General features: G+C 69.8%; 23 protein-coding genes and 1 pseudogene. 16 read left to right on the forward strand and 8 right to left on the reverse strand.

The features are described from left to right. Window positions 1-3 precede the first annotated feature (3 nt). The gene (locus tag AB7I40_RS20700; RefSeq protein WP_428345109.1) at window positions 4-750 is read right to left on the reverse strand and encodes an SOS response-associated peptidase; all 747 of its coding nucleotides are present in this window, start codon (window positions 748-750) and stop codon (window positions 4-6) included. 88 nt (window positions 751-838) lie between these two features. On the opposite strand from AB7I40_RS20700, the gene AB7I40_RS20705 reads away from it, so the two are divergent. Then, window positions 839-1,267 carry an SRPBCC family protein gene (locus AB7I40_RS20705; RefSeq protein ID WP_428345108.1) on the forward strand — a complete coding sequence of 143 codons (429 nt, stop codon included), beginning with the start codon at window positions 839-841 and terminating at the stop codon, window positions 1,265-1,267. Window positions 1,268-1,275: 8 nt separating this feature from the next. Here AB7I40_RS20705 and AB7I40_RS20710 read toward each other — a convergent pair whose 3' ends face one another. Further along, entirely contained in the window at window positions 1,276-2,031 is a 756-nt protein-coding gene (locus AB7I40_RS20710) for a hypothetical protein (protein WP_428345107.1), read from the reverse strand. Between the two features lie 241 nt (window positions 2,032-2,272). Between AB7I40_RS20710 and AB7I40_RS20715 the strand changes: the two are divergent. From AB7I40_RS20715 to rsgA, 5 genes and pseudogenes are all read left to right on the forward strand, one after another. Then, window positions 2,273-3,838 (forward strand): annotated as a pseudogene (locus AB7I40_RS20715) (sigma-70 family RNA polymerase sigma factor); the annotation flags it as partial. Beyond that, entirely contained in the window at window positions 3,790-7,218 is a 3,429-nt protein-coding gene (locus AB7I40_RS20720) for an Ig-like domain-containing protein (RefSeq protein ID WP_428345222.1), read from the forward strand. The pseudogene AB7I40_RS20715 and the gene AB7I40_RS20720, both read left to right, overlap by 49 nt. 65 nt (window positions 7,219-7,283) lie before the next feature. Next, complete coding sequence (locus tag AB7I40_RS20725; protein WP_428345106.1) at window positions 7,284-7,814, forward strand: DoxX family membrane protein; 531 nt, start codon at window positions 7,284-7,286, stop codon at window positions 7,812-7,814. A gap of 22 nt (window positions 7,815-7,836) precedes the next feature. Further along, complete coding sequence (aroA, locus tag AB7I40_RS20730) at window positions 7,837-9,114, forward strand: 3-phosphoshikimate 1-carboxyvinyltransferase (RefSeq protein WP_428345105.1); 1,278 nt, start codon at window positions 7,837-7,839, stop codon at window positions 9,112-9,114. Between the two features lie 18 nt (window positions 9,115-9,132). Beyond that, window positions 9,133-10,125 carry a ribosome small subunit-dependent GTPase A gene (gene rsgA / locus AB7I40_RS20735; RefSeq protein ID WP_428345221.1) on the forward strand — a complete coding sequence of 331 codons (993 nt, stop codon included), beginning with the start codon at window positions 9,133-9,135 and terminating at the stop codon, window positions 10,123-10,125. 16 nt (window positions 10,126-10,141) lie between these two features. Here rsgA and AB7I40_RS20740 read toward each other — a convergent pair whose 3' ends face one another. After that, entirely contained in the window at window positions 10,142-10,609 is a 468-nt protein-coding gene (locus AB7I40_RS20740) for a DUF2231 domain-containing protein (RefSeq protein WP_428345104.1), read from the reverse strand. A gap of 116 nt (window positions 10,610-10,725) precedes the next feature. Here AB7I40_RS20740 and AB7I40_RS20745 point away from each other — a divergent pair, with 116 nt between their 5' ends. The 3 genes from AB7I40_RS20745 (at window position 10,726) to AB7I40_RS20755 (ending at window position 12,555) form a co-directional block, all read left to right on the forward strand. Further along, entirely contained in the window at window positions 10,726-11,616 is an 891-nt protein-coding gene (locus AB7I40_RS20745) for an inositol monophosphatase family protein (RefSeq protein ID WP_428345103.1), read from the forward strand. Between the two features lie 92 nt (window positions 11,617-11,708). Then, a complete protein-coding gene (locus AB7I40_RS20750) occupies window positions 11,709-12,140 on the forward strand; it encodes a CBS domain-containing protein (protein ID WP_428345102.1) in 432 nt (143 codons plus the stop codon). A 46-nt stretch (window positions 12,141-12,186) separates the two neighbouring features. Further along, window positions 12,187-12,555: an FKBP-type peptidyl-prolyl cis-trans isomerase gene (locus tag AB7I40_RS20755; protein ID WP_428345101.1), complete on the forward strand. Its 369-nt coding sequence runs from the start codon at window positions 12,187-12,189 to the stop codon at window positions 12,553-12,555. A 2-nt stretch (window positions 12,556-12,557) separates the two neighbouring features. Here the strand turns inward: AB7I40_RS20755 and AB7I40_RS20760 are convergent, their stop codons facing one another. Both AB7I40_RS20760 and AB7I40_RS20765 read right to left on the reverse strand, forming a co-directional pair. Then, window positions 12,558-12,764 carry an RNA-binding S4 domain-containing protein gene (locus AB7I40_RS20760; protein ID WP_428345100.1) on the reverse strand — a complete coding sequence of 69 codons (207 nt, stop codon included), beginning with the start codon at window positions 12,762-12,764 and terminating at the stop codon, window positions 12,558-12,560. Beyond that, window positions 12,764-14,026, reverse strand: coding sequence for a DUF445 domain-containing protein (locus AB7I40_RS20765; protein ID WP_428345099.1), 1,263 nt, complete (start codon window positions 14,024-14,026; stop codon window positions 12,764-12,766). Before AB7I40_RS20765 ends, AB7I40_RS20760 begins: the two co-directional genes overlap by 1 nt. 40 nt (window positions 14,027-14,066) lie before the next feature. Between AB7I40_RS20765 and AB7I40_RS20770 the strand changes: the two genes are divergently transcribed. Together AB7I40_RS20770 and AB7I40_RS20775 are read left to right on the forward strand one after the other, a co-directional pair. Further along, window positions 14,067-14,465: an adenylyltransferase/cytidyltransferase family protein gene (locus AB7I40_RS20770; RefSeq protein WP_428345098.1), complete on the forward strand. Its 399-nt coding sequence runs from the start codon at window positions 14,067-14,069 to the stop codon at window positions 14,463-14,465. An 83-nt stretch (window positions 14,466-14,548) separates the two neighbouring features. Next, complete coding sequence (locus tag AB7I40_RS20775; RefSeq protein WP_428345097.1) at window positions 14,549-16,039, forward strand: MXAN_6640 family putative metalloprotease; 1,491 nt, start codon at window positions 14,549-14,551, stop codon at window positions 16,037-16,039. Here AB7I40_RS20775 and AB7I40_RS20780 read toward each other — a convergent pair. Together AB7I40_RS20780 and AB7I40_RS20785 are read right to left on the reverse strand one after the other, a co-directional pair. Then, the gene (locus AB7I40_RS20780; protein WP_428345096.1) at window positions 16,030-16,947 is read right to left on the reverse strand and encodes a carbohydrate kinase family protein; all 918 of its coding nucleotides are present in this window, start codon (window positions 16,945-16,947) and stop codon (window positions 16,030-16,032) included. The two genes, AB7I40_RS20775 and AB7I40_RS20780, sit on opposite strands and share 10 nt — an antisense overlap. 31 nt (window positions 16,948-16,978) lie before the next feature. Further along, window positions 16,979-17,443 carry a PGPGW domain-containing protein gene (locus AB7I40_RS20785; protein ID WP_428345095.1) on the reverse strand — a complete coding sequence of 155 codons (465 nt, stop codon included), beginning with the start codon at window positions 17,441-17,443 and terminating at the stop codon, window positions 16,979-16,981. A 261-nt stretch (window positions 17,444-17,704) separates the two neighbouring features. Here AB7I40_RS20785 and AB7I40_RS20790 point away from each other — a divergent pair, with 261 nt between their 5' ends. From AB7I40_RS20790 to AB7I40_RS20805, 4 genes are all read left to right on the forward strand, one after another. Further along, complete coding sequence (locus tag AB7I40_RS20790) at window positions 17,705-18,226, forward strand: Dps family protein (protein WP_428345094.1); 522 nt, start codon at window positions 17,705-17,707, stop codon at window positions 18,224-18,226. Between the two features lie 71 nt (window positions 18,227-18,297). Further along, entirely contained in the window at window positions 18,298-19,914 is a 1,617-nt protein-coding gene (locus tag AB7I40_RS20795; protein ID WP_428348125.1) for a substrate-binding domain-containing protein, read from the forward strand. A gap of 173 nt (window positions 19,915-20,087) precedes the next feature. After that, window positions 20,088-20,696 carry an RNA polymerase sigma factor gene (locus AB7I40_RS20800; protein ID WP_428345092.1) on the forward strand — a complete coding sequence of 203 codons (609 nt, stop codon included), beginning with the start codon at window positions 20,088-20,090 and terminating at the stop codon, window positions 20,694-20,696. Then, window positions 20,677-21,120, forward strand: a complete 444-nt coding sequence (locus AB7I40_RS20805) for a hypothetical protein (RefSeq protein ID WP_428345091.1) — start codon at window positions 20,677-20,679, stop codon at window positions 21,118-21,120. Before AB7I40_RS20800 ends, AB7I40_RS20805 begins: the two co-directional genes overlap by 20 nt. 4 nt (window positions 21,121-21,124) lie before the next feature. On the opposite strand, the gene AB7I40_RS20810 is transcribed toward AB7I40_RS20805, so the two are convergent. Next, on the reverse strand, window positions 21,125-22,351 hold the full coding sequence (locus AB7I40_RS20810; RefSeq protein WP_428345090.1) for a S8 family peptidase: 1,227 nt from the start codon (window positions 22,349-22,351) through the stop codon (window positions 21,125-21,127). Window positions 22,352-22,429: 78 nt separating this feature from the next. Between AB7I40_RS20810 and AB7I40_RS20815 the strand changes: the two genes are divergently transcribed. After that, window positions 22,430-24,985, forward strand: coding sequence for a CHAT domain-containing protein (locus AB7I40_RS20815; RefSeq protein WP_428345089.1), 2,556 nt, complete (start codon window positions 22,430-22,432; stop codon window positions 24,983-24,985). The last annotated feature ends 4 nt before the right edge of the window (window positions 24,986-24,989 follow it).

Below are 24,989 nucleotides of genomic sequence, written 5' to 3' on the forward strand. Positions count from 1 at the left end.
GTCTCAGTCCGTCAGGGGCAGAGCCGTGACCAGCTCGGGGCCGTTGTTGCGCACGCTGTTGACCTGGGTGGAGACCGGATAGGCCTCCAGGAGTCCGGGCGCCGCGGGCACCAGCAGCGACAGGAGCTCGTCCTTGCCGGACACGGTCGGGTCGAGCCACTGCGACCACCGGTCGGCCGTCACCATGAGCGGCATCCGGTCGTGGATGTGGCCGAGCGAGTCCTCCGCATCAGTGGTGATCACCGTGCAGGTCCACCGGAACAGCTGTGGATCCTCCTCGTCCCGTGTGGGGTCCTTCCAGATCTCGTAGAGGCCTGCCATCGCCAGGACACCGCCGTCCTTGGGGTGGATGTAGAACGGTTGCTTGACGGGCTTGCCCTTCGCGTTGACCTCCGCGGAGGGGTACCACTCGAAGTAGCCGTCGGCCGGCAGGAGGCAGCGACGTGAGGAGAAGGCGCGCCGGTACGACGGCTTCTCGGCCACCGTCTCCATCCGCGCGTTGATCATCCGGTTGCCGATCGAGGGGTCCTTGGCCCAGGACGGCACCAACCCCCACCGCACCACGCGCAACTGGCGCTGTGCCGGAGCCGACTTGTCCTTCGACGGAGGCCGCTCCAGCACGGCGTACACCTCTTTGGTGGGAGCCACGTTGTAGTCGGGCTCCAACGGCACCGTGATCCGTGGCTCGCTGATCTCGAACTCCTCGATCAGGTCCTCGGGCTTGCGGGACGACGCGTAGCGACCGCACATGCGTCACAGGTTAGCCGCCCGGGTCGCTCACAGGTGGGTACGTAGGGTGGCCAGGAGCACAGGGTCAGCCCATCAGCAGGAGGAACGCGTGAAGATCCAACGGACGGTCGAGACCACCGCAGCCCCGGAGGCGGTGTTCGCCTACCTGAGCGACTTCACCACCACGAACGAGTGGGACCCCGGGACCGCCGAGACCACCAGGGTCCAGGGCGACGGCGGCAAGGGGACGACCTATCACAACGTGTCGCAGTTCGCCGGACGCAAGACCGAGCTGACCTACGAAGTGCTCGAGCGCACGCCGGACACCCGGTTCTCGCTGCGTGGCGAGAACAAGACCCTGGTCGCCCACGACACGATGGAACTGACGCCCCAGGGTTTCGGGACCTCGGTCACCTACACCGCGGACTTCGCCTTCAAGGGCATCACGAAGTACGTCGCCCCGTTGCTCGCGCCCGCGTTCAAGAAGCTCGGCGACGAGGCCGAAAAGGGACTGCGCGAGGCTCTCGCGAAGCTCTGAGCAGGTCCTCAGGGACGCGCGAGCTCGTCAAGCAGCATTGCGGCACCGTCGTCGGTCGGGGGCAGGCCCTCGATCCAGACACGGGCCGGCTGACCGGACAGGTCGAGCTGGTCCAAGAGCCGTCGCAACAGCGCGACACGCCGACCGAGACGCGAACTTCTCGCCACCACGACCACGATCCGGTTCTCGCCCAGGCGACCGAGGGTCTCGGTCCCGGCGAACACCGTGCGGGCTGCGTCACCGAGGCGGGCGAGGCGCATGGCCCGGCTGAGGTGCCCGTCGGACGCGGGCCCGAGCCCGGCGTCGTCCGGAAGGTCGGCCACGACCAGCGCGAACCGTTCCTGCGTGCTGCCTTCGGCCCTGAGCTCTCCCCGGTACAGCTCAGAGAGACGAGTGCGCACGTGCGCCAGCGAGGCGAGCCCGGTCATCGGGTCCTCGCAGGACATCTGGTGAAGATAGGCGAGCGTGGACTCACTCCACGCTCCGCAGAGCGCGGCGATGTCCTCGAAGTGCGGCTCGCGGCCCAGGACTTCGAGCGACGTGGCCCGCAGAGCGTCGAGGACCTCCTGCAGCGAGGCACCATCCTGAGCGAGCTCCCAGCCCAGGACCGAACATGCCTCCGCGGAGCCGGATCCCGAGGCGAGGGCCTCTCCCACTGCCTCGAAGCGTGGCGGCAATCCCAACCGCTCGCCATCGGACAGTGCCCGCCCTGCCTCGGGATCCACCGTGGCGGCGCGACGAGTACGAGTCGCAAAAAGTCCCACGGCATTGCCTCCCTCGGTCTCCGAGTTTCGCCCTCGTTGGGCGACTCCCACAGAAGAAACGGGGGTCCTCGCAGACCATGACGCGGGTTTCGAAAGTTTTTGTTTGGCATTCTTCTGACGCCTGCACGACTAAAGTGGCGTCATCAAACCCCCAGAAGACCGTTGACTACGTGTGAGCACTCTCCAACGCATCGAGGGACCGGGCGATGCCGAGCTGATCTCGGCCGTCCGGGGTGGAGACGTGTCCGCATACGGCGACCTCTTCGAGCGCCATGTCGCGGCCGCGCGCCGGCTCGCCCGACAACTGGTCGCTCACGGTGACGTCGACGACCTCGTGTCCGATGCCTTCGCCAAGGTCCTGGTGGTCCTCCAGCGCGGTGGCGGACCCGATGTGGCCTTCCGCGCCTACCTGCTCACCGCCGTACGCCGGCTGCACGTCGACAAGATCCGTGCCACCTCCCGGCTGACCACGACCGACGACATGGAGGCCTTCGACCCGGGCGTGCCGTTCCGCGACACCGCCGTCGAAGGCTTCGAGAACGCCGCTGCCGCCAAGGCGTTCGCCTCGCTGCCCGAGCGCTGGCAGCTGGTGCTCTGGCACACCGAGGTCGAGGGCGCCAAGCCCGCCGAGGTGGCCGAGTTGCTGGGGATGAGCCCCAACTCGGTCTCCGCGCTGGCCTATCGCGCGCGCGAGGGCCTGCGCCAGGCCTTCTTGAACATGCACGCGCAGGACCTCGACGAGGACGAGTGCCGCTGGACCAACCAGCACATCGGTGCCTACATCCGCAAGGGCGTCTCCAAGCGCGATGCGAGCAAGGTCGAGGCCCACCTCGACGAGTGCCGCAAGTGCATGGCCATCTATCTCGAGCTCTCCGAGGTCAACTCCAACCTGTCCGGCATCCTCGCCCCGCTGCTGCTCGGCACCGCGGGTGCGGCCTACCTGGCCGGGGCCACCGGCGTGGCTGCCAAGGCCGGCGTCCTGGGGGTCATCGGTCGCGCGCGCGATGCCGTCACCGGCAACGGCTCGGCCGCCGGCGGCAGTGCGGGCGCGAGCGCCGGCGCGGCAGGCGCCGGTGCGGGCGCCGGGGCCGTCGCCGGTGCCAGCGCAGTGGCCGGCAGCATGGGGACCCTCGCCGTGCTCGGCACCGCCGCCGCGGTCGTGACCGCTGTAGCCGGCGGGGTCCTGGTCGCCACCGGCGTGATCGGCGGCGGCAACGAGGGCGCCAACGTGGCCGACCGCCCCGTGGCCTCACTCACCGATCCCACCGCCGGCACCGAGGGTGCCACCCCGACCGACGGCATCACGCCGACCGACGGGACCAGCCCCACTGATGGGACCAGCCCGACCGACGGGACCAGCCCCACCGACGGGACGAGCGACGGGACCACTGACGCGCCCACCGACGGGGTGAGCGACAACCCGACGGACACTGCGAGCGACGGGCCGACCGACGGGCCGACCGACGGGCCGACCGACGGGCCGACCGGCGGGCCGACCGGCGGGCCGACTGGCGGGCCGGACACCAACCCCGCTCCGGGCGAGGACGTGCTGCCCGACAGCAACGGCGGACCGGTGACCTTCGACCTTCTCGCCAACGACGACAACCCGGTGACCGGTGACCTCGAGCTCGTGCGCGTCACGCAGCCCGACCACGGGCGGGTCAAGAAGGGCGCGGCCCGCACCAGCGCGCTCGGTCGGTTGGCGGGCGACGGCATCGTCACCTACATCCCCGACGCCCGGTTCAAGGGCCGCGACTCATTCACCTATGTCGTGGCCAACGACCGTGGTCAGACGAGCGAGGGACGGGTCCGCGTCACGGTGCGCAACGGCGCCCCCGTGGCCGTCCTGACGAGGCGTCCACGACGCGCAACAGTGGTGTCGAGGTCGACGTACTTGCCAATGACACCGACCCCAACCGGGACCCGCTCGACATCACCGACTTCGACACCGCCAGCGCTGACGGCGGAGCCGTCTCCGGGCCGGCCGGCGGCCCGTTGCGCTACCAGCCACGACCCGGGTTCCGCGGCGTCGACACCTTCGACTACCGCGTCGGTGACGGCGACGGCGGCAACGACCGGGCCACGGTGAGCGTCGCGGTCGCCAACCGTGCACCCAGCGCCGACGACGACACCGTCAGCACGGACACGAACACCGACGTGGACATCGACGTCTTGGCCGGCGACCGCGATCCTGACGGCGACAGCCTGTCCCCCGTCCTCACCTCGCGCCCCGATCACGGCACCGTGAGGGTGAACGACGACGGCACCATCCGCTACAGCCCCGACGTCGCCTACAAGGGCCCCGACAGCTTCACCTACGTCGCCAGTGACGGCGTGGACCAGAGTCGGCAGGCCACCGTGTCGATCACGGTGCGCAACGCCGCCCCGGTCGCCGACGACGACACGGCCAGCACCGACACCGACCAGCCGGTCGACATCGAGGTCCTCAACGGCGATACCGACGCCAACGGCGACGCGCTGGCCCCCGAGATCCTGCGGGCGCCGACCAACGGCACCGCAGCCGTCAACGCCGACGGTTCGGTCACCTACACCCCCGACTCGGGCTTCGCCGGCGGTGACTCCTTCACCTACCGGGTCAGCGACGGCGACGGCGGCCTCTCGGCGCCCGCCACGGTGAGCATCACCGTGCGCAACGCCGCACCCGTCGCCAACGACGACACGGCGACGACGGACACCGATCAACCTGTCGACATCGCGGTCCTCGCCAACGACACCGATCCCAACGGCGACAACCTGTCGCCTTCCCTGGTCGGCGCGCCGGACCACGGTCGCGCCACCGTGAACGACGACGGCACGGTCACCTACACCCCCGACTCCGGCTACGCCGGCACCGACACCTTCACCTACCGGGTCAGCGACCCGAACGGCGCCGAGTCGCGCCCGGCTACGGTCACCGTGACCGTGGCGAACGCCGACCCGGTCGCGAACGACGACACGGCGTCAACCGACACCGACCAGCCCGTCGACATCCGGGTCCTGGCCAACGACAGCGACGCCAACATCCCGGGCACCGGCCAGCGGTTGCTGCCCACCGTCGTCGACCAGCCCACCAACGGCACCGCCACCCCCAACCGGGATGGCACGGTCCACTACACGCCGCGACCGGGCTTCGCTGGCACCGACAGCTTCACCTACACCGTGTCCGACGGCGCTGGCGGCGTCTCTGGCCGAGCCACGGTCACCATCACGGTGGCCAACGCCGCCCCCGAGGCGGCCGACGACCGGGCCAGCACCGACTACGACACCCCGATCGACATCGACGTCCTCGCGAACGACACCGACCCCAACAGCGACGCGCTCTCCGTCACCTCGGTCACCGACCCGGTGGGAGCGCAGGGCAACCCGCACGGCACCACGAGCATCGTGGGCGACCAGGTGCGCTACACCCCGCCCGCCGGCTACTCCGGGGTCGTCACCTTCGCCTACACCGGCGTGGACGGTCACGGCGGCAGCGACTCCGCGACCGTCACCGTCACGGTGGCCAACGGTGCACCGGTCGCGGTCGACGACACCGCGAGCACCGCCTACGGCGCCTCGGTCCTCCTCGACGTCCTGGCCAACGACACCGACCCCAACGGCGACGCACTGTCCATCACCAGGCTGGGCGTGGCCGACCACGGCAAGGTGGCCTTGGTCGAGGACCAGGTCCGCTACACACCGCCCGCCGGCTTCTCAGGCGACGCCACCTTCACCTACACCGTCAGCGACGGCAACGGAGGCACCGACAGTGCCGAGGTGACCGTGACCGTCGAGAACGGGCTCCCCGTCGCCACAGACGATTCCGCGACGACGGGCACGGGCACCGAGGTGTCCATCGACGTGCTGGCCAACGACTCCGACCCCAACGGCGACACCCTCACGGTGGTCTCGGCCGACGACCCGGCCAACGGGTCGGTCCGCATCCAGGACGACGGCTCCCTGACCTACTACGCGCCGCGAGCCGGGTTCAAGGGTGACGACAGCTTCGACTACACGATCTCCGACGGCCAGGGCGGCACGGCCACGGCCACCGTTCGGATCACCGTGCGCAACGCCGCACCGAGCGCGACCGACGACTCCGCCTCGACCGGGGGTGAGCGCATCCTGATCCCGGTCCTGGCCAACGACACCGACACCAACGACGACACACTCAGCATCGGCAGCTTCGATGCCCGCAGCGCCCAGGGCGGCGTGGTCACCCGAGAGGGCGGCCAGCTCGGCTACACCTCGGCCAACGGCTTCCACGGCACCGACACCCTCGGCTACGTGGTCAGTGACGGCGACGGAGGCACGAGCCGCGGCCAGGTCACCGTCGAGGTCACGAACAGCGCTCCGGTCGCGGTCACCGACCAGGTCACCTTCGCAGCCAAGTCCGAAGGCGCACGCACCATCGACGTCCTGGCCAACGACACCGACCTCAACCGCGACACCCTGCGCCTCACCGAGGTCACCGGGGCCGGCGGCGGCACGGTCTCGATCGTCAACGGCAAGCTCGACTACCGCTACCGCAACGACTTCGCCGGGGCCGACACCTTCAGCTACGTCGTGGTCGATGGTTTCGGCGGCCGCGCCCGCGGCACCGTCAGCGTGACGGTCACCAACTCCGCCCCGTCGGCGGTCGCCGACTCCGCGAACATCAATCCCGGCGAGTCGGTGACCATCAACGCGCTGCTCAACGACTCCGACGCCAACGGTGACGCCATGACACTGAGCGCGGTCGCCAACCCCGCACGCGGCTCGGCACGCATCGAAGGTGGCAAGGTCGTCTACACCCCGGACAGCGATTTCCGAGGTGGCACGGACACCTTCACCTACACCGTCACCGACCCGCGAGGTGGCACCTCGACCGGCACGATCAGCGTGAAGGTCAACTTCGACCTCACGGTGGCTGCGCGCGGCACGGTGTCCGGGATCAACCACCAGGTCTGGGGCGATGTGTCCGGGATCGACCCTGCCGGCTCCGCGACCCTCACCGTGTCGATCACCGGCCTCAGCCTGATCACCTCGATCCCGACCGGGTGCTCCATCTCCGGCAGCACCGTGACCTGCCAGGTGACCGCTGATCGGGAGGTCGGGCCGATCCACTTCCTCGGCCTGCCGAACACTGCCTGGCGCGCCGACTTCAAGGTCACCGCCAAGGGCTTCACCGACGCCGACCCGTCGAACAACACCGACCGGCTCCCCTGAGCCGTCCGATGGGGCCCGCTTCGGCTGGTGGCATGGCGGTTCGCTCCATCGGGTATGAATGGGCCATGACCTTGATTCGCACCGTCGCCCGTCCGATGCTCGCCTCGATCTTCTTCCTCGGGGCCTACAGCGCCCTCAGGAACCCCGACGCCACGGCGGCCAAGGCCGGCAAGGTCACCGATCGCCTGGTGCCGTTGCTCCAGAAGGCTGCGCCGAGCGCACCCATCCCGCAGGATCCCAAGACGCTGGTGCGGATCAACGCCGCCGTGCAGATCGGTGCCGCCGCGGCGCTCGCCACCGGTCGCGCCCCGCGCCTCTCGTCCTCGGTGCTGGCCGTCACGCTGGTGCCCACGACGCTGGCCGGCCACGCGTTCTGGGAGGAGTCCGAGCCCGCCGCGAAGAACGCCCAGCGCCTGGGCTTCTTCAAGAACGTCTCCGTGCTGGGCGGGCTGTTGCTCGCCGGGGTCGACACCGACGGGAAGCCGGGTCTGGCGTGGCGGGCACGCCACGCGGCCACCGCGGCCAAGAAGGAGACCCGCCGGATGGCCAGGAATGCTCGGCGTGAGGCAAAGCTGGCCAAAGCACAGCTCACCTGATCCTCTCGGTAGGGTTCGGCCTGTGACGACGCTGGATCTTGCCGTGCCGAACCCGTGGCCCGCGCCCCGGGTCAACGACCCCGTGGACCTCGACGTCTCGCTGCCCGGATCCAAGTCGCTGACCAACCGCGCCCTGATCCTGGCCGCCATCGCCGACGGCCCGTCCGTCGTACGCCGTGCCCTGCGCTCGCGCGACACCATGCTGATGGCTGCGGCTCTGGACGCGCTGGGCTCCACGGTGGACACGGCAGGGCCGGACTGGGTCCTCACGCCGGGCGAGTTCACGCGCGACGCCGTGATCGACTGCGGGCTGGCCGGCACGGTCATGAGGTTCGTGCCCCCGATCGCCGGGCTGTCCTCCGGCCGGATCGACTTCGACGGCGACCCGCACATGCGCAGCCGCCCGATCGCCGAGGTCCTGACTGCCCTGCGTGGCCTGGGTGTGGCGGTCTCCGAGGCAGACGGCCTGCCCTTCACGATCATGGGTGGCGGGGCCGTGCGCGGTGGCACCGTGGTGATGGACGCCTCGGCCTCCTCGCAGTTCATCTCAGCGCTGCTCCTGGCTGGCGCGCGCTTCGAGGAAGGCGTCGACATCCGTCACGACGGCAAGCCGGTGCCGTCACTGCCTCACATCGAGATGACGATCGCCATGCTCGGTCAGCACGGCGTCGAGGTGGACGGTTCCGAGGCCAACCGGTGGACCGTCGCCCCGGGCCCGATCGCTGCCGTCGACCACGACATCGAGCCGGACCTGTCCAACGCTGCTCCCTTCCTGGCTCTCGCGGCGGTCTCGGGCGGCACCGTGCTCGTCCGGGACTGGCCCGCGAGCACCACCCAGCCCGGCGACGAGCTCGGCTCGATCCTCACGCTGATGGGCTGCACGGTCTCCCGGGAGGCTGCCGGGCTGCGAGTCACCGGCCCCGAGCACCTGCAGGGCGTCGACCTCGACCTGCATGACGTCGGCGAACTGACTCCCGCGGTCGCGGCCCTGTGTGCGCTGGCCGAGACGCCGTCCCATCTGCGCGGTGTCGCTCACATCCGCGGCCACGAGACCGACCGGCTCACTGCCCTGGCCACCGAGCTCGCTGCTCTCGGTGCCGACGTCACCGAGCACCCCGACGGGCTCTCCTTGCGCCCCTCGGCGCTGCACGGAGGGGTCTTCCACACCTATGCCGATCACCGGATGGCACATGCCGGGGTCATCCTCGGCGCCGCCGTCGACGGTGTTCTCGTGGAGGACGTGGGCACCACCGCCAAGACCTTCACCGACTTCCCCGGTTTCTGGGCCGGACTGCTGTGACATCAGGATGAGCCCGTGGTGAGCCGTTACGACGAGCATGACCAGGAGCATTACGACCGGCCCCGCCGGCGCAGTCGGCCACGCACCAAGGACCGCCCGACCTACGACGACGCTGTGGACGGTGTGGTCGTCACCGTCGACCGCGGCCGGCTCACACTGCTGATCGAGGGCCGGACGGTGATGGCCGTCAAGGCCCGCCCCCTGGGCCGCAAGGGGGTCGTCGTCGGGGACCGGGTCCGGGTGGTCGGGGACGTGTCGGGCACCGCCGACACCTTGGCGCGGATCGTCGAGGTCCATGAGCGTACGACGACCCTGCGCCGTACCGCCGACGACGACGACCCGGTCGAGCGCGTCATCGTGGCCAACGCCTCACAGTTGGTCGTGGTCACCGCCCTGGCCGATCCGGAACCGCGGCCCCGCCTGATCGATCGGGCGCTGGTGGCGGCGTACGCGTCGAGGATGCAGCCGATCCTGTGCCTGACCAAGGCCGACCTCGCCGACCCCGAGACGTTGCTGTCGACGTACCGCTCGTTGGGGGTGCCCTACGTCGTGACCCAGCGCGGCGGCGACCTCGACGAGGTCCGCGCCCAGCTCGTCGGCCGCACCAGTGTGCTCGTGGGACACAGCGGGGTCGGCAAGTCGACGCTGGTCAACGCGCTCGTGCCGGACGCCAATCGTCAGGTCGGCATCGTCAACGCGGTGACCGGCCGGGGACGGCACACTTCGACGAGTGCCTACATGCTCGCCCTTCCCGAGGGCGGCTGGATCATCGATACCCCGGGCATCCGGTCCTTCGGGCTGGCGCACGTGGACCCCGAGAGCCTCATCGAGGCGTTCCCGGACCTGGACGAGATGACCGAGGACTGCCCGCGCGGCTGCACCCACGGGGAGGACGAGCCCGAGTGCGGGCTCGACGACGCCGTGGCCGCGGGGACCGCGGAGATCGATCGGGTGCTGTCGTTCCGGCGCCTGCTGGCCGCGCGGGAGCGCGGCTCCGAGGACCAGTACTGACCCACCCGGGGCCAGGTCAGCCCCAGACGGCCTTGGCGCCGGCGTCGCCGGTCATGTAGACGAAGACCAGGGTGACGATCGCCGCGATGGGGAGCAGGACGGTCACCGGGAGCACCAGCGCCTTGACCCGGACCTCCTTGTCGGCCTTGCCGGCTAGGGCGGTGACGTGAGGCAGCACCCACCACGCCACAGCCATCAGCGCGACCAGCACCCACATCGAGAACAGCATGCGTCCGGCCCACATCTCGTGCTTCTCCACCAGCGGTGTGAACAGCCCGCGGTCCTCCTTGAGGCTCTCGCCGGTGAGCGAGGCAAGTTGGGTGGCACCCACCGCCATGATCCCGACCGCCAGCATCGGGTGCCGCAGCGCCCAGCGCCAGCGAGGCACCAGGGCGTAGACGAGGGCGGACAGGGCTGCCAGTGGCACGAAGACGACTGCAGCGTGCACGACGAGGGGGTGCAGAGGCACTCCGTTGATCTCCATGGCGCCCACGGTAGCGGCGCGACCTGTCCAGAACCTGTGTACGAAAGTCCTACGACCAGGGTGTCGAAGACCCGACCCTGCGGTGTCCGGCGTGACACGGGCAATAGCCTGTCGTCATGTCCATCGACTACACCGACGACCTCCGGCTCGCGCACATCCTGGCCGACGACGCCGATTCCCTCACCTCGGCTCGGTTCAAGTCGCTCGACCTCCACGTCATGAGCAAGCCGGATCTCACGCCGGTCACCGATGCCGACCAGGCCGTCGAGGACGGGATCCGGCGCACCTTGTCGCGCGCCAGGTCCCGCGACGCCGTGACCGGCGAGGAGACCGGGTCGACCGGCCACAGCCAACGCCGATGGATCGTCGACCCCATCGACGGGACGAAGAACTTCGTGCGCGGCGTCCCGGTCTGGGCGACGCTGATCTCCCTGGTGGTCGACGAGGAGGTCGTGCTGGGTGTGGTGTCGGCACCGGCCCTGCAACGCCGTTGGTGGGCCTCTGCCGGCAACGGTGCGTGGACAGGTCGCTCCCTGCTCAAGGCCACCCGCTGCCAGGTCTCCGACGTACGGCGCCTCGAGGACGCGTCGATGTCCTATGCGTCCCTGCACGGCTGGGAGGAACGCGGCCGCCTCGACGACTTCCTCGCCCTGTCGCGGCGGTGCTGGCGCACGCGCGCCTACAGCGACTTCTGGTCCTACATGCTGCTGGCCGAGGGGGCGGTCGACATCGCCACCGAACCCGAGCTCGCGGTCTATGACATGGCCGCCCTCGATGTCATCGTGCGGGAGGCCGGAGGGCAGTTCACGTCGCTGGACGGCACCCCGGGGCCGTTCGGCGGCAACGTGATGGCCACCAATGGTCACCTGCACGAAGCCGCGCTGTCGTTCCTCGGCGCGCTGAGTGACAGCAGCGACCCCGACGACCAGCGCTACGGGCCAGGCTCCGTGGCCGATCTGCGCTCGCACCGTCGCTCCCCCACCCCCGACGAGCCACCGCTGGGATGACCAGCCTGCGGACGGAGGACGGTCGGCCCCTGTTCAACGGTGCCGCCCGCCACTAGCGTGACGCTTGAGACACCAGCGAAAAGGGAGGCCCCATGCGCATCAACGACGTGCTCCGATCCAAGCCGAGCTTCGAGGTGGTCACCATCGCCCCCGATGCCACCGTGCGCGACCTCGTGGCGACCCTCGCCCAGCACAACGTCGGTGCCTTGATCGTCAGCGTGGACGGCGAGTCCGTGGACGGCATCGTGTCCGAGCGTGACGTGGTACGCCGGCTCAACGACGGGGTCGCGGTCCTCGACGCACGCGTCGACACGATCATGACCGCGTCGGTCGAGACCTGTGAGGGCGACCAGGACCTGGACGAGCTCATGAAGCAGATGACAGACCACCGCATCCGCCACGTCCCGGTGGTGGCCGACGGCAAGCTGACTGGCATCATCTCCATCGGTGACGTGGTCAAGAGCCGGATCAGCGAGCTCGAGTTCGAGCGTGACCAGCTCGACCAGTACCTCCACCAGACCTGACGCCTACGTGCGCGGTTCGTGCTGCGGACCACGCGGGAGAACCCACATGGACAAGCCCGAGATCGACTTCTTCGACCCCGAGCCGCCGACCGACCTCGTGATCACCGATGTCACGGTCGGCGACGGAGCCGAGGCCACCGCCGGATCGACCGTGTCGGTGCACTACGTGGGCGTGGCCCACTCCTCAGGCGAGGAGTTCGACGCCTCGTACAACCGCGGGGCGCCGCTGCAGTTCCGCGTCGGCGTCGGCCAGGTCATCGCCGGCTGGGACCAGGGGATCCTGGGGATGAAGGTGGGCGGACGGCGTCAGCTCGTGATCCCGGCCCACCTCGGTTATGGCGACCGGGGTGCCGGCGGCGTGATCGCACCCGGCGAGACCCTCATCTTCGTCTGTGACCTGATGGGCGTCTCCTGAGCTCAGGACACCCGCGCGGACTGTGAGCCCAGGGCGACCACGTCGCCCTTGAGCAGTTGGCGGCCGCGGCGCGTCTCGACCTCACCGTTGACCTGCACGAGCCCTTGGATCATCAGGGGCTTGGCGTCGGCACCGGTGTCGATGAGGTTGGCGAGTTTGAGGAACTGGCCGAGCCTGATCGACTCGTCGCGGATGGGTACGTCGAGCATCAGTTGATCACCACCGATATCGCATGGATGAGGACGCCGACGAGACCGCCGACGATGGTGCCGTTGATCCGGATGAACTGCAGGTCGCGGCCGACGTGGAGCTCGATCTTGTCAGCAGCCTCCTTGCCGTCCCAGCGTTCGATGGTGCTGGTGATCACGCTGGTGATCTCCTCGCCGTAGCGTGAAACCGTGAAGACCGCCACGTCGGCGGCGACCCCGTCGAGACGCTGCTGGAGCGCCTCGTCGGTGGTGAGCCGTGAGGCGAAGGACTGGACCTCGTGGGTGAGCCGGGCCCGAAGAGGCCCGGACTGGTCCTCCAGGGAGGTGCGCAGCGCGTTGCGCAGGGCCTTCCAGAGCGAGACGGCAGTTGCACTGACCTGCTCGTGCTCGAGGATCCGGTCCTTGAGCGCCTCGGCGCGAGCTTGCGTCGCCGGGTCGTGCAGCAGGTCCTGGGCGAGCTGGGCCAGCATCGAGTCGAGGGCTTCGCGGGCATGGTGTCGCGGGTCGTTGCGGATGTCCTCCAGCCACCTGATCGCCTCGGTGTGCAGGCGGCCGGTGACGGCGTCGTTGAGCCGGGGTGGCGTCCACCAGGGCGCGCGTTCGGAGAGCACCTGGGTGAAGGTCTCCTCGTTGGCCTCCAGCCAGCGCTGGAGCTCCTCGAGGCCGAGGTCGACCACCCCGTGGTGGAGGTCGTCGCGCACCGCCTCGCAGAGCAGCGTGCCCAGGATCGGCGCGATCGGCTCGTCGTGGAATCGGGGCACCAGCACCTGCTCGACCAGTTCGACGATGTGGTCGTCGCGGACCTTGCCCAGGGCGATCACGGCCACGTCGGCGACCTCGTCGACGACGCGGCGCGCGTTCGTGGGCTGACTCCCCCACGCCCCCATGCGTCGCGAGATGGCCGAGGCCGAGATCCGCTCGCGGATGATCGTCTCCTGCAGGAAGTTCTCGCCCACGAAGTCCTCCAGGCTCCGCCCGAGGTCCTCCTTGCGCTTGGGGATCAACGCGGTGTGCGGGATGGGCAGACCCAACGGATGCTTGAACAGGGCGGCCACCGCGAACCAGTCCGCGATGGCGCCGACCATCGAGGCCTCGGCGCCTGCGTTGACGAAGCCCAGGAACCCGTCCTGGCCCAGGGTGGCGACGTACACGACCGCGGCCAGGCCCAACAGGGAGACCGCGAGGGTCCGCATGCGGCGAAGGCCGGCTCGACGCTCGGCGTCCGCCTCGGGCTCGGGGGTCTGGATCTGCAGCGTCGTCATCGTCTCGATTCTGTCAGGCCGGCATGAAACGATGACCCGCATGTCGCGCACCGTGATCACTTTCGGCACTTTCGACGTCTTCCACGTCGGCCACCTCCGGGTCATCGAGCGCGCCGCCGCGCTGGGTGATCGCCTCGTGGTCGGGGTCTCAGCAGACGCTCTCAACATCAAGAAGAAGGGTCGGGCGCCGGTGTTCAGCGAGGGCGAACGGATGGAGATCGTGGCAGCCCTCAAGCCCGTCGATGCCGTGTTCCGAGAGGACAGCCTGGAGCAGAAGCGGGACTACATCATCGAGCACGGCGCCGACGTCCTGGTGATGGGCGACGACTGGGAGGGCAAGTTCGACGAGTTCAAGGATGTCTGCGACGTGGTCTACCTGACCCGCACACCGGCGATCTCGACGACGGCGCTCATCGAGAAGATCTCCGGCACTGCCTGAGCCGAACTCGGGGTTCGTGCTCATTGCAACCGTTTCTGAGGTTAGGGTGAACGCCTTCCTATCCTCGCTCTGAGAGAGACTCCATGCGCCGCACGTTCGCTTCAGTGCTGGTGGCTGTCGCCGCCCTCACCGCTCCACTGCTCGTCACCCAGTCCGCCGGCGCCCAATCGGCGCCGCTGGTCGACAAGGCGCGCAGCGCCGAACCGACCGCCGCCGAGCGCCAGGCCGACATGGCACTGACCGAGGCTCGCGAGGTGCTCTCCGGCACCGCGGCCCCCGGTCGCGACGCGACCATGGCGCTGGTCGCCCTCCGCAAGTCGTACGACGACCTCTCGGCTGCCGAGCAGAAGAGCGCCGACAAGCTGATGGCGCGCCCGACGCGCAACGACATGTTGTGCAGCACGCACGTCTGCGTGCACTACTCCACCGGCACGGGCGCCGGTGACACGACGACGCCCGCCTGGGCCCAGACCACCCTGGACACCATGGAGTCGGTGTGGACCTACGAGGTCACCACCCGCGGCTACACCCGCGGACCGGCCGTCGACAACGGCCTGGGCGGCACCCCCCAGTTCGACGTCTACACCGAGGACCTGCTCGGTGACGGCCTCTACGGCTACTGCCAGCCCGAGACCAAGCAGGCCGGCCAGGACTGGATCTACTCCGGCTACTGCGTGCTCGACAACGACTACGCCGGCTACCCGCTCGGTGCCCTGCCGAGCCTCCAGGTGACCGCGGCTCACGAGTTCTTCCACGCGATCCAGTTCAACTACGACACCGGCGAGGACGGTTGGCTGATGGAGGCCACCGCCACCTGGATGGAGGAGCGCTACGCCGACAACGTCAACGACAACCGCTCCTACCTGAGCTACGGCCAGCTCGCGAAGCCTCGCACCCCGCTCGACACGTTCTCCGGGCTGACGCACTACGGCAACTGGATCTTCTTCGAGCGCCTCTCCAAGCGGTTCGGGGTCGACGCGGTGCGCAACATCTGGACCCGCCTCGACGCAACCAGTGGTGCCCGCGACAACTTCTCGATCCAGGCGGTTCGCAACTACCTGACCTCCAAGCACGTCAAGCTGCCGCGTTTCTACGCCGACTTCGCGGCCGGCAACCTGTTCCCGGGCAAGGTCTACAGCGAGGGCGCGTCCTACACACGAACGCGGGTCGCCAAGGCCTACAAGTTCGGCAAGGCGAAGCACGCCGCCGTGGGCAGCCTGGGGCTGAACCACCTCACGAGCACCAGCTACTCCTACACCCCGACTGCCACCCTCAAGGGCGCGTGGAAGCTGCGGCTGTTCGTGGACGGCCCCAACGCCGTCGAGGGCACAGCCGGCTACGCGCAGATCCTGATGAAGAACGGCGCCTTGGTCCGCAAGGCGATGCCGATCAACGCTGCCGGCAACGGTGTGGTGCGGGTGAACTTCAACCGGGCCAAGGTGGCTCGGGTGAGCTTCACGCTGGCCAACGCCGGGACGCAGTACACGTGCTGGCAGGGCACCAACTTCGCCTGCCAGGGCAAGTCGCGCAACAACGGCAACACGTTCAAGTGGAGCGCGACGGCCTACCGCTGATCGAGCTCGGCCGCCGTGGGCGGGTTGGCTCCCGGACGGGAGACGGTGATCGCGGCGGCCCGGTTGGCCCGAGTCATCACCTCGGTCCACCCGGCCAGGGACAGCCCCCGCAGCTCGCTGCGGTTGGTCGCCCCGAGCAGCTCGCGGCGGCGTAGACCGTCGAGCAGGGCAGCGCAGAAGGAGTCGCCGGCACCGATGGTGTCGGCGACTTCCACATTTTCGCCCGCGATGTCGACGCGGCCGGCGGCGCTGAAGCACGAGGCGCCCTGGCCGCCCCAGGTGACGACGACGGCCCCAGCTCCGAGGGCGAGGATCCGTTCGACGGCGTCCTCGATGCTCCCCTCGGGGTAGAGGTGCTCGAGGTCCTCGTCGGAGGCCTTGACCACGTCGCTGACCGCGACCAGCGCATCGACCCGGGCAACCAGCTCGGCGCTGATGCCGGTGGCTGCGGGCCGGGCGTTGATGTCATAGCTGATCGTGGCGACCTCGCGCAGGGACGCGATGGCCTCCACCACCGTGCCGGCACCGGGCTCCAGCACCGCCCCCAACGACCCCGTGTGCACCAACAGCGGCGGGTCGGCTGGCCGTGGAGGCTGCAGCTCCCAGTGCAGGTCGAAGACGTACGACGCGGCGCCGGTGGCATCAATCGTGGCCAGCGCCGAAGACGTGCGCTCCAGACCGTGGGGGTTGCCCACGAGGCTGACCCCGGCGTCGGCGAAGTGTCGGTCGAGGAGGCCACCGAGCCGGTCAGCGCCGTACGCCGTGGCCAGCCCGACGCTGGTGCCCAGCCGGCTCATGGCGACCGCGACGTTGGCGGGGCTGCCGCCGGGATGGTCGACGGTGGTGCCGTCGGGCTGGGCGACGATGTCGACGAGGGCCTCGCCGATGACCAGAGCGGTGATTGTCATGCGCACATCGTGGCGGTTGCCAGACCCCGTGTCACGCGCCGGTGGCCCGCTCGGCGAGCTCGGCGTCGTCGACTCCGCGGAAGTGACGGTAGCTGTAGACGATCAGGGCCAGGGCGATGATGCCCGACAGGATCAGCGTGACACCGGCCCACATGCCGCCGAACAGCCACCAGGAGTCCCGCACGGGCCACCAACCCGGTGCTGGGGGCTGGAGGAACCAGAGCACACCGACGGCCATCACCATCAACCCACCGATCACTGAGGCGATGATGCGCGGCCAGGTCCGCACGCCGTCGGCGGCGGTCTGGAAGGCTCGCGCCTTGACCGGCTCGAGCCTGCGCTCGGCCCACTCGTACTGCTGTGACAGCACAGCCAGCCCGGCGAACAGGGCCAGGAGCCCAGGGCCGGGCAGCACCAGCGCTGCGATCCCGCCGATCACGAGGGTCCAGCCCAGCACTTCCAGTGCGATCCGCTTCGCGGCCGACTTCGCTCCCATGCGGACACCCTCTCAGATGGAACCTGAACGAACCGCGGTGTAGAGCCCGCTAGAATATGAGTGTCTTGATTGATGTACTTACTAATGGGGCCCACCTGATCTCCCTCGACCAGGTACACGCCTAGGGGCGGCATGCCGTTGAGTTCCGCGTGCACGATCGCGCTGGGACCGGTGTACGACGACCCACTGAGCGCGGTGCGGTTAGGTGAGGGCAGGCTTGCTTTACTGGAATGATTCCAGAAAAGGTGCTTGCATGGGGACATGACCCTTCACAGCGAGAAGACCCACACCGCCACCCCGCCGTACCGCGCCTCGGCTGAGGTCGCCGCGCACCTCCAGGCCCTGCACGTCGACCTGATCGACCTCCACCTCCAGGGGAAGCAGGCGCACTGGAACGTCGTCGGCAAGAACTTCCGGGACCTGCACCTGCAGCTCGACGAGGTCGTCACCGACGCCCGCACCTTCTCCGACCAGGTCGCCGAGCGGATGCGTGCCATCTACATCACCCCGGACGGTCGCGCTGCAACCGTGGCCGCGCAGACCAGCCTGGCCACCTTCCCTGCCGACGAGATCGACACCGCTGAGACCGTGGACCTGATCACCGCCGCGCTGTACGCCGTCGCCGCGACCGCACGCCGCATCCACGACGACGTCGACGCCGAGGACCCGACCACGGCCGACATCCTGCACACCATCCTGGAGCGGGTCGAACAGCTCGCCTGGATGATCGACTCGGAGAACCGGATCGCCAACCGCAGCATCCCGCGCGCCATCTCCAGCTAGGACCGACCCCAGGCCGCCGTAAGGCATCGCTCGGGCTGCTCGTCTCCCCCCTGAGGACTCAGGGGGACCAGATGAGCAGGCACACGCCGAAACGCAGGAAGCAGCGCCACAGCACGTCGGGACGGGTGATCGCGAGCGGCGCCGCGCTGACCCTGGCGGTGGGGACCCTGGCGATCCTTGCCCTGGCTCGTGGCGGCGCTCGCCCCCCGGACACGATCGATGCCGCTGCCGCGGACCGGCACTGCGCGACCCGGCCCGCGGTGCGGGTCGCGACGACCGGCGACTACGCGCCCGTGGTGCAGGCCGTGGCCGACGATTCCTGCGTTGACCTGACCATGATCATCACGCAGGGCTCCTCGGGGGTGAGGCGGCTGGCGTCGGGAGACGTCGATGTCTGGATCCCGGACTCACGCGAACGAGCGTTCCTGGCCGGTCCGATGCTGGCCGCGAGGGCGCCGTCGACGGCGACCAGTCCCGTGGTGCTGGCAGCCAGCACCACGACCGCTGCCACCCTGACTGACCGGGACCGGCCCAGCTGGGCTCTCGTCCTGAAGAGCGGCGATCGCGGGCCCCTCACCTTCGGGATCGAGCAGCCCACGACCTCCGGCGTCGGACTCGCCCTCGCGGCCACGCTGGCGCCAGTGGCCACCCGGATCACAGGTGACCGCGACACGGCGCTGGCCACCACGGCCGCCGCCCTCTCCCGCCTCCCGGCCGTCGCCGAGGAGGACACCACCGCGATCGCGGACGGCGAAGTCCGCATCGTCGAGGAACGCCTGGTCCCACCCGGCGCCGCGATCGTGCCGGCAGCGGAGGGCTCGCCCGTCCTGGACCACCCCTGGATCCAGGGGCCCCACACGCGCCACGCAGGGGCAGCCCGCGTGCTGCTGACCGCCTTGCTGGGCGATTCCGGCACCCGGGCACGCACGGCCCACGGCTTCCGCGAGCCCGGCCTGCGTTCCTTCAAGCCCCTGGGCGTCACCTCACGGCTGCTCGCGCCGCCTGCCGTGAAGGACATCCCGATCCTCTACGCCCTGGCCACTGCGGGCGGCAGACCGGGCAACACCCTGGCCGTGGTCGACGTCAGCGGCTCGATGAACCAGACCGTGCCGGGCCACGGCCAGCCGCTGATCACCTACGTGCGCCAGTCGGTCGGGGCCAGTCTCAGTGTGCTGAGCGATCGCACGAGGATCGGACTGTGGCAGTTCGGCTCCCGCATCGACGGCGACCGGGACCACGAACAGCTCGTTGCCATGGCACCGCTGGCCCGCAACCGGCCCGAGATGATGCGGATGGGCACCACGATGCGGGCCCGCGACACAGGCACCGGGCTCTACGACACCACCCTGGCGGCCTACCGCCACGTCCAGGCCCACTTCGAACCAGCCGCCAACAACGTCGTGACGATCTTCACCGACGGCAAGAACGACGAGGCGACCGGGCTGGATCTGACCGGCCTGCTGGCAGCCCTGCGCGAGGCCCAGGATCCCCGACGGCCCATCTCGCTGCTGTTCATCGCCTACGGCAAGGCCGACCGGGCCGCGATGAGCCGCATCGTGAGGACCACCGGCGGAGCCGTGTTCCCCATCGATCGGCCCACCCAGATCATCGGCGCCCTCATGACGGCCACGGCCCGGACGGTGATCGAGGAACAGCGAGGCGCCCCGGCGTATCAACAGCCTTCCTGAGTGGTCTGTTCGGGTGACGTCGGCGCTGTGCCGACGAGGGTGCTGGGAGAGGAACGGTCATGAGTGCGATGATCAGTGCAGATGTATCTGGCTGGCTCGAACGTCCTCTTCCGGTCTGCACTGCCCGCAGACTCGACGACCGGCGGCGGGTCAGCCGGCGCAGGAGGCCCAGCATGGATCAGCAGCCACACAGCGTCGCGGAGCTCGTGGAGGGCGCCCGCCGCGGGGATCAGCGCGTCTGGGACGAGCTCGTGGAGCGATTCCTCCCCCTGGTGAGTGCGATCATCGCCCGCCACCGGCTGCGCGGTCATGACGCCGACGACGTGAACCAGACCGTGTGGCTCCGGCTCGTGGAACACCTCGACACCCTGCGCGAACCCCGGGCCCTACCCGGCTGGATCGCCACCACCACCCGCCACGAGTGTCTGCGGGTCGTCGACCGCTCCAAGCGCACCGTGGCCGTGGACCCCCAGGTGGCGACCCCGTTCGACCACGTACGCGACGACACCGACCTGAGCGACGACCTGCTCGTGCTCGAACAGCACCAGGCCCTGCGCGCGGCGCTCCTGGAGTTGCCCGACGACCGACGCGAGCTGCTCACGCTGCTGCTCGCCGACCCACCCTTGCCCTACCGTGAGATCAGTCGGCTGCTCGGCATCCCGGTCGGCAGCATCGGACCCACCAGGGCCCGCGCTCTGGAACAGCTCAGGAACAGCAACGCACTCAAGGGGTTCCTCGCCGGAGCCGGCTCGGAGCATCCCCATGACCCGCTGGGACGATGACGAGGCCCTCATGCAGGACCTCGACGACGCACTCGCCGGCGCCGTCTCGGACCGTGCTCGAGTCGATGCGCGCGCGGCGTTCGCGTGGCGCACGATCGACGACGACCTGATGAGCCTGTCGCACGACTCGCTCACAGCCGGCGAGTTGCTGGTGCGCAGCGCCGCGGTGAGTACGCCGCGCGTGGTCGGCTTCCAGGGGACCGGGTTCTCACTGGAGATCGAGATCGACGGGCCCACGATGATGGGCCAGGTGATCCCCGGGCTGGTGTGTCAGATCGCAGTGGTGACCTCGGCCGGAGAGCCCAGCATCGTGACCACCGATGAGGCGGGCTTCTTCTCTGCCGCGGCCCCGGCTCCGGGACCCGTGCGGTTCACCGTGACCTACGACGGCTCGGTGCAGAGCACCGAGTGGATGACGCTCTGAGCCCTTACAGCCAGGGGCCGACGCCCGGCTTGGACTGGGCGCGCGCCTCGGCCAGCAGCTGATTGGCGCAGAGGCGGGCGCTCAGCCCGGTCTTGCTCATCCGTGCGGCTATCTTGCCGACCACCAGCGGGGTGGAGAACGACGTGCCGCTCCAGCGAGCCAGGCCCTCGAACTTCCGCACCTCGCCGATGACCGGCGGTTCATGGGTGATGAACGTCCCGCGGGGGTAGGCGTTGACCATGTCGACCCCCAGCGCCGAGACGTCGACCCAGCTGCCGTAGTTGGAGAAGTCGGCACGCTTGCCGTCGGGGGTGAGGGCTCCCACCGACACGCTCCACGGGAAGGCAGCCGGCCAGAACGGCGCCCGGGTGCCCTCGTTGCCGGCTGCGGCGACCAGCACCGTGCCCTTGACGTGACTGAGGAAGTTCTCCCAGAACACCTCGAAGCTCAGTGGCGGCCGGTCCTCGCGCGTGGTCGACCCAGCCGACAGGCTGATGATGTCCGGCCCGAGGGCGAGGGCCTGGCAGAGCTGGACGGTCATGTCGGACTCGAAGATCGCGCCGCCCTGGGGCAGGAAGCCCTCCACCCGGATCTCGGTCTTGGGTGCCTCGCAGCGGATGACCCCGGCGATGAAGGTGCCGTGGCCGGCGTAGGGGTGAATGTGGTCGGTGTCGATGACCTCAGGATCACCGGTCACCCCGGCCAACCACGGGCTGATCGGGTCGGTCGCTGCTGGTTCCCACCACCCCGTGTCGACAACCGACACGAAGACGCCGCAGCCGGCCTCACTGTTGCGCGAGACCTTGGGCCGGGGATGGGCGATCACCGGAACCTCGGGCTCCGTCGCGGGGCAGCATCGCCCCGGGGTGACGTGCAGGATGTGGTCGGGGGTGGCGACCCCGATACCCACGGCGTTGTCGAGCTCGGTGAGCAGGTCCGGCACGGCCTGGTCGCCCGCGACGCTCAGGCGCGTGAGGCCGTTCACCAGGTTGTCGGCGATCCGCGACCGGTCTCCGAGGTAGTTGGTCACCCGTTCGACGTCGCGGTCGCGCACCAGGACGCTCTCACGGCGAAAGAGGTAGCTGAAGTCGGCCGGGTCCTCGCTGTCCCAGCCGACCTGGTCTCGACCGAGCGCGTCGGCGATGATCCCCACCTGGATGCGGGCCAGCTCGCGACGCTGCTGCTCATCCAGTGGTTCGCGCTTGGGCTCTGGCTTTTCCGAAGCGGCCATGAGCAGCCCCCGATCCTCGACAGTGGTCCCCGGTAGATCTTCGCTAGCGTAGCGACAAACACCGGAGCAGGTTAAGAGGTGACATTGCGGTCCCGGACCACACCGGCGCAGGTCCCGCCGGCAGAGTTGACCACGTTGGCCCTGTCGCGCCCCTCGGTCGCCCTGCAGCAGGCCCGTTCCGTGCTGGAGTCCAGCTCGGATCCCGTTGCCCGCTCCTTCGCGTATCAGGCCGCTGGCATCGTGCACCGAGAGAACGGCGAGATGACCGAAGCCATCGGGCACCTGCGCCAAGGACTGCGCGCCGCCCGTCGCACCGGCTCCCTCGAGCGCACGGCCGACGTCGAGGCGACCCTGGGCGCCACCCTGGTCATGAACGGCCGCACGCGCATCGGGTTGAAGCACCTCGACGCGGCCGCCGACGCGGCCACCGGCTCGGTCCTGGCCACGGTGCTGATGCGGCGCGCCTACATCCTCAGCCAGCTCGGTCGTCACGGCGAGGCCCTCACCGACATGGGCAAGGCGCTGAAGGGCATCCGCGCTGCGGGTGACGTGGTCTGGGAGGGCCGCGCACTGACCAATCGTGGCCTGATCCACCTCGCCCGCGGTTCGCTGACCAGGGCCGAAAGCGACTTCGTCCGGGCCGGGGCGCTGCTCGAAGCTGCCCACCAGGAGCTGGAGGCGGTCGACGCCGTCGAGCACCAGGGTCTGGTGGCCTTCACCCGGGGAGATCTGCCTCGCGCACTGGCGCTCTACGACGAGGCTGCTCGCCGCTACGCCCCTGTCGCGGCCGCCCCTCCCGAGCTGGCCATCGATCGTTCCGCGGTGCTGTTGGCAGCCGGCCTCGCCCATGAGGCGGTGAGCGTGATCGAAGAGGCGCTGGCCGAACCCGCCATGCAGCCTCGCAGCCGCGCCGAGCTCCTGCTTGCCGAAGCCAACGCCTCCTTGGCGGCAAACGACCCGACCAAAGCCCTGGCCGCGGCCACCGAGGCGCGGAGCCTGTTCCGCCGACAGGACCGGGCGTGGTGGGCGGACCGGGCCGATCTGGCGGCCATCCGGGCCCGTCGGGACCGAGGTGAGACGGGTCCAGCCCTGCTCAGGGCCGGAACCGCAGTGGCGTTCCGACTCCAGGCGCTTCGGGCCGAAGACGCTCCCCACGCGCTGTTGCTCGCGGGTCGTCTCGCGACGGTCCGGGGGGACCCGTCTGCCCACGAGCTGCTGACGGCCGCCGCGCGCTATCAGCGCAACCCGTCGGCCCTGGTCCGGGCGACAGGGTGGCTGGCCAGCGCCCTCGACCGTGACGCGAACGGCAACACCCGGGGGGTCTACGCCGCCTGCGCCCGTGGGCTCGAAGCCCTCGACGAACACCGGATGAGCCTGGGCAGCTCCGAGCTGCGTGCACTCGCAACCCGGCACGGTGAAGAGCTGTCCCAGCTGGCCACCCGCTCGGCCGTCGCCTCGGGGGACGCCCGGCGCATCCTGCACTGGAGTGAACGCTGGCGGGCGACCGCCCTCACGCAGCCACCGGTGCGTCCGCGGCTCAGCCAGCGCAGCCGTCAGGCTCCAGGCCCGCCTGAGGATGTCGAGGCCCGCAAAGGAGCCGCCGCGCCGATAGGGCTCGAGCAGGCCATTCGCAGTCAACGACACCAGCTGTCCGGGGTGGCCGGGGTGTCGACCCGCTTCAACGTTCCCGACTTCGTCGACTCACTCGGCGCCGACACGTTCATCGAGCTGCTCGAGGTCGAGGAGACCCTGCACGCCGTCGTCGCCCGGGCAGGCCGGGTGCGCACCCAGGTGGTCGGCCCGATCGGGGCCGCCCTGGCCGCCGTGACCGCGACCCGGTTCGCGCTGCGTCAGTCGGCTCGGGGACGCCCCACCACGCTGGACGGGGTCGGGGACCGTCTCCAGACGGCACTGCTGGGCCCAGCGGCTCGGCTCCTCGGCAGCGGGCCGGTGGTGATCTCTCCCTCCAGTCGGCTGCACGACACTCCGTGGTCACTGCTCCCGGTGCTGTCCGAGCGGCCCGTGGCCGTCGTACCGTCGGCTGTCATGTGGCAGCGGGCAAAGGCCGCCACTCCCCCGGCTGCAGCACGCCTCGTCCTGGTCGCCGGTCCCGGCCTCAAGACCGGTGGGGCCGAGGTGAGCGTGCTCGCCGACTCCGGTTCGGCAGCGGTCGTGCTGCGCAACGGCGCTGCGACCGTCGCCAACTGCCTCAAGGCCTTGGACGGCGCGAGCCTGGCTCACATCGCCGCGCACGGGCAGTTCCGGCCGGACAGCCCGATGTTCTCCTCGCTGGTCATGCACGACGGACCGCTGACGGTGCACGACCTCGAACTGCTGCATCGGGCTCCACATCGCCTGGTGCTCTCCGCCTGCGACTCCGGGGTGATGGTCCCGGTCGGGGCCAACGAACTGCTGGGGCTGGCCTCGGTGCTCCTGTCGCTGGGTACGGCGGGCATCGTGTCCAGCATCGCCGAGGTCAACGACGAGGCGACCGTGGGCCTCATGCTCGACGTGCATGCCGGCCTGGCCACCGGAGCCGGGCTGGCTGAGGTGATGCTCGCGGCCCGACAGCGGGCCCGCGGTGACCTGGTCACCGAGGCCACGGCAGCAGCGTTCGTGGCACTGGGGGTGTGAGCCC

Origin of the sequence: Nocardioides sp. (assembly GCF_050246775.1) — a bacterium.
Lineage (GTDB): Bacteria > Actinomycetota > Actinomycetes > Propionibacteriales > Nocardioidaceae > Nocardioides.

Excerpts from the sequence above, each read along its gene's own strand:
- AB7I40_RS20700 (WP_428345109.1), bottom strand. The coding sequence starts at position 750 with ATGTGCGGTCGCTACGCGTCGTCCCGCAAGCCCGAGGACCTGATCGAG.
- AB7I40_RS20750 (WP_428345102.1), top strand. The coding sequence starts at position 11,709 with ATGCGCATCAACGACGTGCTCCGATCCAAGCCGAGCTTCGAGGTGGTC.
- AB7I40_RS20775 (WP_428345097.1), top strand. The coding sequence starts at position 14,549 with ATGCGCCGCACGTTCGCTTCAGTGCTGGTGGCTGTCGCCGCCCTCACC.
- AB7I40_RS20760 (WP_428345100.1), bottom strand. The coding sequence starts at position 12,764 with ATGCTCGACGTACCCATCCGCGACGAGTCGATCAGGCTCGGCCAGTTC.
- AB7I40_RS20755 (WP_428345101.1), top strand. The coding sequence starts at position 12,187 with ATGGACAAGCCCGAGATCGACTTCTTCGACCCCGAGCCGCCGACCGAC.
- AB7I40_RS20725 (WP_428345106.1), top strand. The coding sequence starts at position 7,284 with ATGACCTTGATTCGCACCGTCGCCCGTCCGATGCTCGCCTCGATCTTC.
- AB7I40_RS20780 (WP_428345096.1), bottom strand. The coding sequence starts at position 16,947 with ATGACAATCACCGCTCTGGTCATCGGCGAGGCCCTCGTCGACATCGTC.
- AB7I40_RS20745 (WP_428345103.1), top strand. The coding sequence starts at position 10,726 with ATGTCCATCGACTACACCGACGACCTCCGGCTCGCGCACATCCTGGCC.
- AB7I40_RS20795 (WP_428348125.1), top strand. The coding sequence starts at position 18,298 with ATGAGCAGGCACACGCCGAAACGCAGGAAGCAGCGCCACAGCACGTCG.
- AB7I40_RS20810 (WP_428345090.1), bottom strand. The coding sequence starts at position 22,351 with ATGGCCGCTTCGGAAAAGCCAGAGCCCAAGCGCGAACCACTGGATGAG.
- AB7I40_RS20770 (WP_428345098.1), top strand. The coding sequence starts at position 14,067 with ATGTCGCGCACCGTGATCACTTTCGGCACTTTCGACGTCTTCCACGTC.
- AB7I40_RS20765 (WP_428345099.1), bottom strand. The coding sequence starts at position 14,026 with ATGACGACGCTGCAGATCCAGACCCCCGAGCCCGAGGCGGACGCCGAG.
- AB7I40_RS20785 (WP_428345095.1), bottom strand. The coding sequence starts at position 17,443 with ATGGGAGCGAAGTCGGCCGCGAAGCGGATCGCACTGGAAGTGCTGGGC.
- AB7I40_RS20740 (WP_428345104.1), bottom strand. The coding sequence starts at position 10,609 with ATGGAGATCAACGGAGTGCCTCTGCACCCCCTCGTCGTGCACGCTGCA.
- AB7I40_RS20805 (WP_428345091.1), top strand. The coding sequence starts at position 20,677 with ATGACCCGCTGGGACGATGACGAGGCCCTCATGCAGGACCTCGACGAC.
- AB7I40_RS20800 (WP_428345092.1), top strand. The coding sequence starts at position 20,088 with ATGGATCAGCAGCCACACAGCGTCGCGGAGCTCGTGGAGGGCGCCCGC.
- AB7I40_RS20790 (WP_428345094.1), top strand. The coding sequence starts at position 17,705 with ATGACCCTTCACAGCGAGAAGACCCACACCGCCACCCCGCCGTACCGC.